The organism is Nocardioides sp. (assembly GCF_050699375.1).
Lineage (GTDB): Bacteria > Actinomycetota > Actinomycetes > Propionibacteriales > Nocardioidaceae > Nocardioides.
Window position 1 is genome coordinate 1 of the sequence record NZ_JBOHDN010000331.1, and the last position, 10,330, is coordinate 10,330.

Below are 10,330 nucleotides of genomic sequence, written 5' to 3' on the forward strand. Positions count from 1 at the left end.
GTCCCAAGCGGGTGAGACAGACGCGCCGACTCAAGCCGAAATCCTGGGACGTTCGCGCCGGGTCGAGGCCGGATTCTGGGACATTTGCGCCGACTCGGCAGGATCAGGAGATTCGATGAGCACCGAACAGACATTTCGTACGCCGCTGACCGAGCTGACGGGGGTGCAGCACCCGATCGTGCAGACCGGGATGGGGTGGGTCGCGGGACCGCGGCTGGTCTCCGCGACCGCCGACGCGGGCGCGCTCGGCATCCTGGCGTCCGCGACGATGACGCTCGACGAGCTCGAGAAGGCGATCGTCGAGGTCAAGGGCCGCACCGACAAGCCGTTCGGGGTCAACCTGCGAGCCGACGCCTCCGACGCACCCGACCGGTGCCGCCTGCTGATCGACCACGGCGTCAAGGTCGCGAGCTTCGCGCTGGCCCCCAAACCCGAGCTGATCAGCAAGCTCAAGGAGCACGACATCGTCGTGATGCCCTCGATCGGCGCGGCCAAGCACGCCAAGAAGGTCGCGAGCTGGGGCGCCGACATGGTGATGATCCAGGGCGGCGAGGGCGGCGGCCACACGGGCGCGGTCCCCACCACCCTGCTCCTCCCGAGCGTTCTGGACGCGGTCGACATCCCCGTCGTCGCCGCAGGCGGTTTCTTCGACGGACGCGGCCTGGCCGCGGCGATGGCCTACGGCGCCGCCGGCATCGGCATGGGCACCAGGTTCCTGCTGACCGCCGACTCGGCGGTCCCCGAAGATGTCCGACAGCGCTACCTGACATTCGGCCTCGACGGCACCGTGGTGACGACGAAGGCCGACGGCATGCCGCATCGCCTGCTCCGCACCGAGTTCATCGACACGCTGGAGAAGGAGGGCATCTCAGCCAAGCTGCTCCGCACCCTCAAGCGCACCCGGCAGTTCAAGGAGATGTCCGGCCTCCCCTGGCGGACCCTGATCCAGGACGGCCGCACGATGGTCCACGGCGGCGACCGCACCTGGGCCGAGGTCGTCCTCGCCGCCAACACCCCGATGCTCCTGCGCGCCGGTCTGGTCGAGGGCGACACGAACGCCGGCATGCTCTCGAGCGGCCAGGTCGTAGGCCTGCTCGACGACCTCCCCACCTGCGAGGAGCTCGTCGACCGCGTCGTCGCCCAAGCCTCCGACCGCCTCAAATACCTGGACGCGGCCCGCGCCTGAGCATCAGGTTGGACCCATGCCCATCGAGGTTCGCCCCGCAACGGTGTTCGAAGACGTACGCACTCTCGTCGGACCCAAACGCCCCGAGTCCAGCGTGTGCTGGTGCCTGAGCTACCGGATCCCGTCCAAGCTCAACCTCGAGCTGCAGGGTCCGGCGCGAGGCGAGCACGTCCGCGACCTGCTCGGATCCGGACCGCTCGGGGTGCTTGCCTACGACGACGAGGAGCCCGTCGGATGGGCCGCGATCGCACCTCGCGCGGACACCTCGTTCGCCCGGAACCGCAAGATCCCGCACATCGACGACCTGCCCGTCTGGTCACTCTGGTGCGTCCGCGTCCGTCCCGGCCACCGCCGCCAGGGCATCTCCCACACGCTCATCAGCGGCGCGGTCGACTTCGCGCGCGACCGGGGCGCACCGGCGGTCGAGGCCTATCCGCTCGACAACAAGGGCGCCAAGGTCGACCTGACGATGGCGTACGCCGGCCTCCGGAAGAACTTCGAGGCCGCGGGCTTCACGCACGCCGCCGACACCGCCTCGGTCCTCGCCGGCCATCCCCGCGTCCTGATGCGTCGCGACCTGCGATAACGCTCCGGTTGACCACAATCGCTACAGTGACAGGGTGAACACCGAGACGAAGCGCGTACGCATCGCGCTCGTCGCGCTCTTCACCCTGATGCTCCCGGCGCTGATGAGCGTCGACCCCGAGCACGCTCTGCTCACCATCGCCGTCTCGACCGCGCTCGCCGCGGTCGCCGTAGGAGCGCTCCAGAACGTCGGCGCGTTCTCCCTGGTCAGGTCACATTCGACGGTCTCTCGAGACGTCTCCGACGGCCCACACCATCTCGCTGCACGGGTCATCGACCCGGTGTGCTCCCCGCGCCGCCCACGCGCGCCTGAGCAGGTCTGACCGCTCGCCCACCGGCGAGCCCGTCAGCCCTACCCACTCACCTCAGGAGCACACCCATGTCCATTCTCGATCCGTTGTCGCACGCGCTCGCGGCGGTCCTCGCCGGAGCCCACCACATCCTGAACTTCGCCGGAGGCAACGTCAGCTGGCTGCTGGCCATCGCCGCCGTCGTCATCCTGGTCAGGCTCGCCCTCCTCCCCCTGACGATCCGCGGCGTACGCCACTCCCATGCCTCCGCTCGCGCTCGTCCGCAGATGCAGGCACTGACGAAGAAGTACGCCAAGCAGAACGCGTCCGGCAGTCCGAGCCAGGCCGACATGATGGCGATGATGGCCGAGCGCAAGAAGATCAACGAGGAACACGGCGTACCCCGGTTCGCGATGCTCGCCGCCTTCGCCCAGCTGCCGATCTTCCTGGCCCTCTACCACCTGCTCTCCGACGTCAGCCGCGACACCGCGGTCGGCGCGATGAGCGACACCCTGGTCGCCTCGCTCGGGGCGGCGACCTTCCTGGGCACACCGCTCACCGGGCGCGGCTACCTCTCCGGCGACACGACGCATCTGGTGATCACCCTCGGTCTGGCCGCGACCGCCGCGCTGGTCAGCTACCTCAGCCAGCGGCTGTGGGTCCTGCCCAACATGGTGCGCGCCGACATGCCCGAGTCGATGATCCGCATCCAGGAGCTGATGCCGGTCATCTCCGCCGCCGGCATGCTCATCGCCGGCAGCAGCGTGCCGCTGGCCCTGCTCGTCTACTGGGTGATCAGTGGGCTGTGGACCGCCGGTCAGGCCGCTGTCATCCACCGCTGGTTCCCGACCCCGGGCTCCCCCGCCGCTGAGCGCCGGAGCCCGCAGGTCCAGCCCGCCTGACCCTCCGAGAAGCAAGGTTGTGAAGCTCAGAGTGGCCTATAGACCACTCTGAGCTTCACAACCTCGAGATCAGAGCCGCTCGATGATGGTGACGTTGGCCTGGCCGCCGCCCTCGCACATCACTTGGAGGCCGTAGCGACCTCCGGTGCGCTCGAGCTCGTTGAGCAGCGTCGTCATCAGCCGCGCACCGGTGGCGCCGATGGGGTGGCCCAGGGCGATGCCGCCGCCGTTGACGTTGACGCGCTCGTGGGGGGCACCGGTCTCCTTCATCCACGCCAGGACGACCGAGGCGAACGCCTCGTTGCACTCGAACAGGTCGATGTCGTCGATCGCGAGTCCCGTCCTGGCAAGCGCATGACGAGTGGCCTCGATCGGGCCGGTGAGCATCCAGACCGGGTCGTCACCGCGCACCGAGAGATGATGGATCCGGGCGCGTGGGGTCAGTCCATGGCTGCGTACGCCCTGTTCGGATGCCACGAGCAGGGCCGCGGACGCGTCGCAGATCTGAGAGGCGACGGCCGCGGTGATCCGCCCGCCGGGCGCGAGCGGGTCCAACGATGCCATCTTCTCCAGCGAGGTCTCGCGCGGGCACTGGTCCGTGTCGAAATCACCGACGGCCACGATCTCGCGGTCGAACCGGCCCTCGGCGATCGCGGTCCTGGCACGCTGGTGGGAAGCGAGCGCGTAGGCCTCCATCTCCTCCCGCGTGATGCCCCACTTCTCCGCGATCATCTCGGCGGAGCGGAACTGGGAGACCTCCTGGTCGCCGTAGCGCTTCACCCAGCCGGGCGACTCGGCGAACGGGGTAGTGAACCCGTACTGCTGACCCACCAGCATCGCCGCGGAGATCGGGATCACCGACATGTTCTGGAGGCCACCGGCGACGACCAGGTCCTGGGTGCCGGACATGACGCCTTGGGCGGCGAAGTGGACCGCTTGCTGCGAGGAGCCGCACTGCCGGTCGATGGTGACACCGGGTACGTGATCGGGCAGCCCGGCCACCAGCCACGCCGTCCGTGCGACGTCGCCCGCCTGCCCGCCGATGGTGTCGCAGCAGCCCATGATCACATCGTCGACAGCTCCGGGATCGATCCCGGTGCGGTCGACGAGCGCGGCCAGCGAGTGCGCTCCCAGATCAGCCGGATGGAGGGCAGCGAGCGCACCTCCGCGCTTCCCGACGGGGGTCCGAACCGCGTCGATGATGAATGCCTCATTCACGAGTTGCTCCTTCGATCGAAAGCACTTTCCCGCCATGGCGGGAAAGTGGACGGCTCTGACGGACTGGGGCGCCGCATTTTCCCGCCATGGCGGGAAAATGGTCCCCGCGGGCCAGCTCAGGCATGTTGGCTGCTCACCGAGACGACCTCGCCGGTCATGTAGGACGAGTAGTCCGAGGCGAGGAAGACCATGACGTTGGCGACCTCCCAGGGCTCGGCGGCGCGACCGAACGCCTCGCGGCCCTTGAGCTCGACGAGCAGCTCGGGGCTCGTCACCTTCTCGAGGAAGGGGTGCATCGCCAAGGACGGCGAGACGGCGTTGACGCGGATCCCGTGCGGCGCGAGGTCGGCGGCGGCGGAGCGGGTCAGTGCCATCACCCCGGCCTTGGCCGCGGCGTAGTGCGCCTGACCTTCCTGGGCCCGCCAACCGATCACGGAGGCGTTGTTGACGATGACTCCGCGCTTCCCGGCGGCCACGAACCGCTGCCCGACCGCCCGGACGCACCGGAACGTCCCGGTCAGGGTGATGTCGAGAACGCGAGACCACTGCTCGTCGGTCATCTCCAGCACCGACGCGGTGCCGCCGAGGCCGGCATTGTTGATCAGGACGTCGACCCCGCCGTACGCATCGGCCGCGTCCAGCAGCGCATCGACCTGGTCCTGCTGCGTGACATCGCAGGTCACGGCCGTGATCCGGTCCTCCCCGAACTCCTCGGCGAGCGCGTCGCGGGACTCCTTGAGCCGCCGCTCGTGGGTGTCGGAGACGACGACCGCCTTGGCACCTTCCTCGAGCACCTTGCGCACGACCGCGGCCCCGATCCCCGCGCCGGCGGCTGCCGTCACGACGACGACCAGGCCTTCCAGGAGCGAATGGCCGGGGACGTACGCAGGGGTTGGCTGTTCGGGCTTCATGCACGGGCCTCTCGTGGCAGGCCGAGCACACGCTCGGCGATGATGTTCCGTTGGATCTCGTCCGAACCGCCGTAGATCGTGTCGGCGCGGGAGAAGAGGTAGAGCGACTGCAGCCGGTCGAGCGCATAACCCTCGCCGGTGGTCAGCCCGGCGAGCCCGACGACGTCCATCGCCAGCTCGCCGAGGTCGCGGTGCCAGCGCGCCCACAGCAGCTTGGAGACGCTCGCCTCGGGGCCCGAAGACCCGGAGTCGTACGCAGAGAGGGTCCGCAGCGCGTGCAGCCGGAGCACCTCCAGCCCGACATGGGCCCGGCTCAGTCGCAGTGCGATGTCCGGCTCATCGATGACACCGGAAGCCCGAGCGGCCTCCTCGACCGTCTCGAGCTCGCGCGCGAAACCGACCTGCTGGCCGATCGTGGAGACGCCGCGCTCGAACCCGAGGGTCGCCATCGCGATCTTCCAGCCGTCGCCGGGCTCACCGACCACCAGGTCCGCCGAGGTCACGGCGCCGTCGAAGAAGACCTCGTTGAACTCCGAGGTCCCGGTCAGCTGCTGGATCGGCCGCACCTCGACGCCGGGCTGCGACATCGGCACCAGCAGATAGGACAGCCCATGGTGGCGCGAGGATCCCGGCTCGGTCCGGCACACCACGAAGCACCAGTCGGACAGGTGCGCATTCGACGTCCATACCTTCTGTCCGTCGACGACCCACGTGTCTCCGTCGAGCCGGGCCCGGGTGCGCACCCCGGCCAGGTCGGAGCCGGCGCCTGGCTCGGAGTAGCCCTGGCACCACAGCTCCTGCGCCGCGACGATCCCCGGCAGGAACCGCGCCTGCTGGCCCTTGGTGCCGTGGGCGATCAGCGTGGGCCCGAGGAGCTCCTCGCCCAGGTGGTTCACCCGCGTCGGCGCGTCCGCCCGGGCGTACTCCTCATGGAAGATCACCTGCTGGAACAGCGGCAGGCCACGCCCGCCGTGCTCCTCGGGCCAGCCCAGACACGTCCACCCGTGTGAAGCCAGATAGCGGTTCCACGCCAGCCGTCCCTCGTACGACTCGTGGTCGCGGCCGTTCCCGCCGGTGCCGCGCAGCGCCGCCCACTCCCCGGAGAGATGGTCGGCCAGCCATTCGCGCACCTCGGCCCTGAAGGCCTCGTCCTCGGCTGAGTAGGTCAGATCCACGCCGCCACCGTACCAAACCAAGCATTTGTTTGGTAGCGTCTGCCGCATGACCGCCACTCCATCCGAGACCAGTGTCGTGACGTACGAGACCCACGGACCCGTCGCGGTGGTGCGGCTCAACCGCCCCGACTATCGCAACGCCCAGAACTCGAAGGTGACCTACGCGCTCGACGAGGCGTTCACCCGCGCCACCAACGACGACGAGATCAAGGTGATCGTCCTCGGCGGCAACGGCAAGCACTTCTGCGCCGGCCACGACATCGGCACCCCGGGCCGAGACGTCGACGAGAGCTTCGAGCGCAAGGCCGTGATGTGGTGGGACCACGTCGGCAAGGAGGGCGTCGACTCGCGCCTCGCGCGCGAGTCAGAGGTCTATCTGGGCATGTGCCGTCGCTGGCGCGAGCTGCCGAAGCCGACGATCGCGATGGTCCAGGGCGCCTGCATCGCCGGCGGTCTGATGCTGGCCTGGTCCTGCGACTTCATCGTCGCCTCCGACGACGCCTTCTTCTCCGACCCGGTGGTCAAGATGGGCATCCCCGGGGTCGAGTACTTCGCCCACCCCTGGGTCACCAACCCCCGCGCCGCCAAGGAGATGCTCTTCACCGGCGGCCGCTTCTCCGCCGAGCAGGCCGAGCGCTGGGGCATGGTCAACCATGTCGTACGCCGCGACGACCTCGAGTCCGAGACGCTCGCCCTCGCGGGGCGGATCGCCGAGATGCCGCGCCTGGGGCTCGCGCTGGCCAAGAAGGCCGTCAACCAGGCCGAGGACCTGATGGGGATGCGGGCCGGGATGGACTCGGTCTTCGGTCTCCACCACGCCGCCCACGCCCACAACGCCGAGGTCGGCAAGGACTCGCTCGCGGGGATGAACGCGAGGTCGATGAAGTGACGACGACCTTGGAGTTCACCGCGGCGGAGGAGGCGTTCCGCCTCGAGGCACGCGACTGGCTCGCCGCCAACAACCCCGGCCGGCTGCCGTCGATGGACACCGCCGAGGGGGCCGCGGCCCACCGCGAGTGGGAGCGCACCCTGGCGTCCGGTCGCTGGTCGGTGGTGACCTGGCCCGAGATGTACGGGGGTCGCGACGCATCGCTGACCGAGTGGGTCATCTTCGAGGAGGAGTACTACCTCTGCGGGGCCCCGACAAGGATCAGCCAGAACGGCATCTCGCTACTCGCGCCGATCATCTTCGGCCACGGGACCGAGGCGCAGAAGGAGCGCTACCTGCGCGACATGACCGACGGGACGCTGGTCTGGGCTCAGGCATGGTCCGAGCCGGAGGCCGGATCGGATCTCGCCTCGCTCCGCGCGACCGCGACGCGGGTGGTCTCGACAGGCTCGACCACCGGAGGTTGGAGGCTCAACGGGCAGAAGACCTGGAGCAGCCGGGCACCCTTCGCCGACCGTGGTTTCGGCCTCTTCCGATCGGATCCCGCCGCCGAACGTCATTGCGGCCTGACGTACTTCCTCTTCGACCTCACGGCCGACGGTGTCACCGTCCGGCCGATCGACCAGCTCGACGGTACGCCGGGGTTCGCGGAGATCTTCTTCGACGACGTCTTCGTGCCCGACGAGGACGTGCTCGGTGGGGTCGGTGACGGCTGGAAGGTCGCGATGTCGACCGCCGGCAACGAGCGCGGGCTGTCGCTGCGGTCACCGGGGCGGTTCTGTGCGGCCGCGGAGCGGCTGGTCGAGCTGTATCGCGAGCGTGGGCTCGATGGTGCCGAGGGCGTCGACAGGATCGACCACCTGGGGTCGAAGGTCGTCGACGCGTGGGTCGGTGCCGAGGCCTACCGGCTCTACACCTGGGGCACCGTGACTCATGTCGAGTCCGGCGGCGCGGTCGGGCCCGAGGGCTCGATCAACAAGCTGTGGTGGTCCGATCTCGACCTCTCGCTGCACGAGACCGCGCTGTCGCTTTTGGGCGCAGACGCCGAGCTCGAGGGACCCTGGCTCGACGACTACCTCTTCTCGCTGTCCGGCCCGATCTACGCCGGCACCAACCAGATCCAACGCAACATCGTCGCCGAGCGGGTGCTCGGACTGCCCAAATTTGCGCAGTCGCGAAGTGCGCACCAGGAGGGTCGAACCAGATGAGATTCGGACGTACGCCGGAGCAGCACGCCTTCTCCGAAGCACTCGACGACCTGCTGACCGCTGCCGACGTCCCCTCGGTCGCCCGCGCCTGGACGACCGGTGACCACTCGGTCGGACTGAAGCTGTGGCAGCGTCTCGCCGACCTCGGAGTCACCGGCTTGTTGGTCCCCGACGAGCACGGTGGTCTCGGCGCCAATGCGGTGGATCTGACCGTCGCCTTCGACCGGCTCGGCTACCACGGCGTCCCCGGTCCCTGGATCGAGTCCGTCGCGGTCGGCCCCACCATCGTGGTGTCCGCAGATGCCGACCTGCTCGAGCCTCTGGCCAGCGGGGAGGCGATCGTGTCGGTCGCGCCGCCCCGGGACTGGCCCGGGGGCAACCCCTCCACCTTTGCGGGCGAAATTTTTCGCCCGCAGATGGCCAGGGCACTCGACGCCGACATCGCCGACCCGACCTACTCGCTGAGCGGAGGTGGGTCCACGACTGCCCACCGCGCAGGTCGCGGAGCAGCGCGAAAGTCGGTCGACCCGACGCGACGACTCTTCGACGTCACCGTGGGCGACGAGATCACGGGGATCGACCCCGGTCTCGCACTCGAGCGCGGCACTCTCGCCTGCTCCGCAATGCTCCACGGCGCGGGTCTGCGGCTGCTCGACGACTCGGTCGCCTACGTGAAACAGCGGACCCAGTTCGGTCGTCCGATCGGGGAGTTCCAGGCGGTGAAGCACCTGCTCGCCGACGTACGCGTCGCCCTGGACTTCGCTGCCCCACTGGTGCACAACGCCGCCGTCGAGCTCGACGCGGAGACGCCGACGGCGGCCCGCGCGGTCTCAGCCGCCAAGGTCACGGCCGGCGATGCGGCGTACCTCGCCTCGCGCACCGCGCTGCAGGTCCACGGCGCGATCGGGTACACCCGCGAGTTCGACCTGAGCCTGTGGATCCTGAAGGTTCGCGCGCTCGTCGGCGCCTGGGGCACCCCCGCCGAGCACCGCGCCCGGATCCTCGAATCGCTCGTCTCAGGGGAGGACGCTCGATGAGGTTCGCGCTCACCGAGGAGCAGTCCGACCTGGTCGCGACGGTGCGCACCCTGATCGCCAAGCGCGCGACCTCGATGGATCTGCGCGCCGCGATGGCGACGCCGGAAGGCTACGACACCACTCTGTGGCGGACGCTCACCGAGCAGATCGGGGTGGCGGCGCTGGCGATCCCGGAGGAGTACGACGGGGCCGGCTGCACCTATCTCGAGGCCCACCTCGTGCTTGAGGAGCTCGGCGCCGGTCTCACCCCGTCGCCGCTCCTGGGCGTCCTGCTCGCCACCGAGGCGCTGCTGATCGGCGGCAGCGACGAGGCCAAGCAGCGGCTGCTGCCGCAGATCGCGGCGGGGACGCCGGCGGCGCTGGTGATCGACGAGAACCTCGTCCTGGACGCTCCCGGCGCCGAGATCGTGCTCGCCATCGACGGTGAGAAGCTCCTCGAGGTCGTCGACGCCGAGGTCACTCCGGTCGATGCGCTCGACCAGACCCTCCGCTTCGGCAAGGTGCGCTACGACAGGACGAAGGCGACCTCGATCGGCACCGCCGACCCGAGCAACATCGACGCCGTCGGCGCGACCGCGATGACCGCCCTCCAGGCCGGCGCCGCCGCGCGGGCGCTCGAGATCACCGTCGCGTACCTGAAGGAACGTCACCAGTTCGGCCGCCCGCTCGGCTCGTTCCAGGCGCTGAAGCACCGGTGTGCCGACCTGCTGGTCCAGACCGAGACCGCACGCACGATGTCCTGGGCGGCGGCCTGGTCCGTGGGACAGCCCGACCAGGACGTACGCGCGTCGTTGGCCAAGGCCTGGTGCAGCGACGCGTTTTCGCAGGTCGCAGCCGAGATGATCCAGCTCCACGGCGGCGTGGCGATCACCTGGGAGCACGACGCCCACCTCTACTTCAAGCGCGCCCACGCCACCGCCCAGCTCTTC

General features: G+C 69.5%; 11 protein-coding genes. 8 read left to right on the forward strand and 3 right to left on the reverse strand.

The genetic code is table 11. The features are described from left to right. Positions 1-115 precede the first annotated feature (115 nt). From ACRDPS_RS22730 to yidC, 4 genes are read left to right on the forward strand one after another with little or no spacing between them, the layout of a single operon-like run. Positions 116-1,186, forward strand: coding sequence for an NAD(P)H-dependent flavin oxidoreductase (locus ACRDPS_RS22730; RefSeq protein WP_431503939.1), 1,071 nt, complete (start codon positions 116-118; stop codon positions 1,184-1,186). A 16-nt stretch (positions 1,187-1,202) separates the two neighbouring features. Next, entirely contained in the window at positions 1,203-1,772 is a 570-nt protein-coding gene (locus ACRDPS_RS22735; protein WP_431503940.1) for a GNAT family N-acetyltransferase, read from the forward strand. A gap of 34 nt (positions 1,773-1,806) precedes the next feature. Then, positions 1,807-2,094: a hypothetical protein gene (locus ACRDPS_RS22740; RefSeq protein WP_431503941.1), complete on the forward strand. Its 288-nt coding sequence runs from the start codon at positions 1,807-1,809 to the stop codon at positions 2,092-2,094. A gap of 56 nt (positions 2,095-2,150) precedes the next feature. Beyond that, entirely contained in the window at positions 2,151-2,963 is an 813-nt protein-coding gene (gene yidC / locus ACRDPS_RS22745) for a membrane protein insertase YidC (RefSeq protein ID WP_431503942.1), read from the forward strand. Positions 2,964-3,032: 69 nt separating this feature from the next. On the opposite strand, the gene ACRDPS_RS22750 is transcribed toward yidC, so the two are convergent. From ACRDPS_RS22750 to ACRDPS_RS22760, 3 genes are all read right to left on the reverse strand, one after another. Next, positions 3,033-4,181 (reverse strand): acetyl-CoA C-acetyltransferase, encoded by a 1,149-nt coding sequence (locus ACRDPS_RS22750; protein ID WP_431503943.1) that lies wholly within the window; start codon positions 4,179-4,181, stop codon positions 3,033-3,035. Between the two features lie 116 nt (positions 4,182-4,297). Further along, a complete protein-coding gene (locus ACRDPS_RS22755) occupies positions 4,298-5,092 on the reverse strand; it encodes an SDR family oxidoreductase (RefSeq protein WP_431503944.1) in 795 nt (264 codons plus the stop codon). Further along, positions 5,089-6,267 carry an acyl-CoA dehydrogenase family protein gene (locus ACRDPS_RS22760; RefSeq protein WP_431503945.1) on the reverse strand — a complete coding sequence of 393 codons (1,179 nt, stop codon included), beginning with the start codon at positions 6,265-6,267 and terminating at the stop codon, positions 5,089-5,091. Before ACRDPS_RS22760 ends, ACRDPS_RS22755 begins: the two co-directional genes overlap by 4 nt. Before the next feature lie 46 nt (positions 6,268-6,313). On the opposite strand from ACRDPS_RS22760, the gene ACRDPS_RS22765 reads away from it, so the two are divergent. From ACRDPS_RS22765 to ACRDPS_RS22780, 4 genes are all read left to right on the forward strand, one after another. Continuing rightward, positions 6,314-7,156 carry an enoyl-CoA hydratase gene (locus ACRDPS_RS22765; protein WP_431503946.1) on the forward strand — a complete coding sequence of 281 codons (843 nt, stop codon included), beginning with the start codon at positions 6,314-6,316 and terminating at the stop codon, positions 7,154-7,156. Beyond that, positions 7,153-8,364, forward strand: a complete 1,212-nt coding sequence (locus ACRDPS_RS22770; RefSeq protein WP_431503947.1) for an acyl-CoA dehydrogenase family protein — start codon at positions 7,153-7,155, stop codon at positions 8,362-8,364. The genes ACRDPS_RS22765 and ACRDPS_RS22770 overlap by 4 nt, the downstream gene beginning before the upstream one ends. Continuing rightward, positions 8,361-9,401, forward strand: coding sequence for an acyl-CoA dehydrogenase family protein (locus tag ACRDPS_RS22775; protein ID WP_431503948.1), 1,041 nt, complete (start codon positions 8,361-8,363; stop codon positions 9,399-9,401). Before ACRDPS_RS22770 ends, ACRDPS_RS22775 begins: the two co-directional genes overlap by 4 nt. Further along, positions 9,398-10,330, forward strand: a 933-nt coding sequence (locus ACRDPS_RS22780; protein WP_431503949.1) for an acyl-CoA dehydrogenase family protein, incomplete at its 3' end; no start/stop codon positions are given. The genes ACRDPS_RS22775 and ACRDPS_RS22780, both read left to right, overlap by 4 nt.

Coding starts and splice junctions, on each gene's coding strand:
- ACRDPS_RS22730 (WP_431503939.1), top strand. CDS start 116: ATGAGCACCGAACAGACATTTCGTACGCCGCTGACCGAGCTGACGGGG.
- ACRDPS_RS22735 (WP_431503940.1), top strand. CDS start 1,203: ATGCCCATCGAGGTTCGCCCCGCAACGGTGTTCGAAGACGTACGCACT.
- yidC (WP_431503942.1), top strand. CDS start 2,151: ATGTCCATTCTCGATCCGTTGTCGCACGCGCTCGCGGCGGTCCTCGCC.
- ACRDPS_RS22755 (WP_431503944.1), bottom strand. CDS start 5,092: ATGAAGCCCGAACAGCCAACCCCTGCGTACGTCCCCGGCCATTCGCTC.
- ACRDPS_RS22765 (WP_431503946.1), top strand. CDS start 6,314: ATGACCGCCACTCCATCCGAGACCAGTGTCGTGACGTACGAGACCCAC.
- ACRDPS_RS22775 (WP_431503948.1), top strand. CDS start 8,361: ATGAGATTCGGACGTACGCCGGAGCAGCACGCCTTCTCCGAAGCACTC.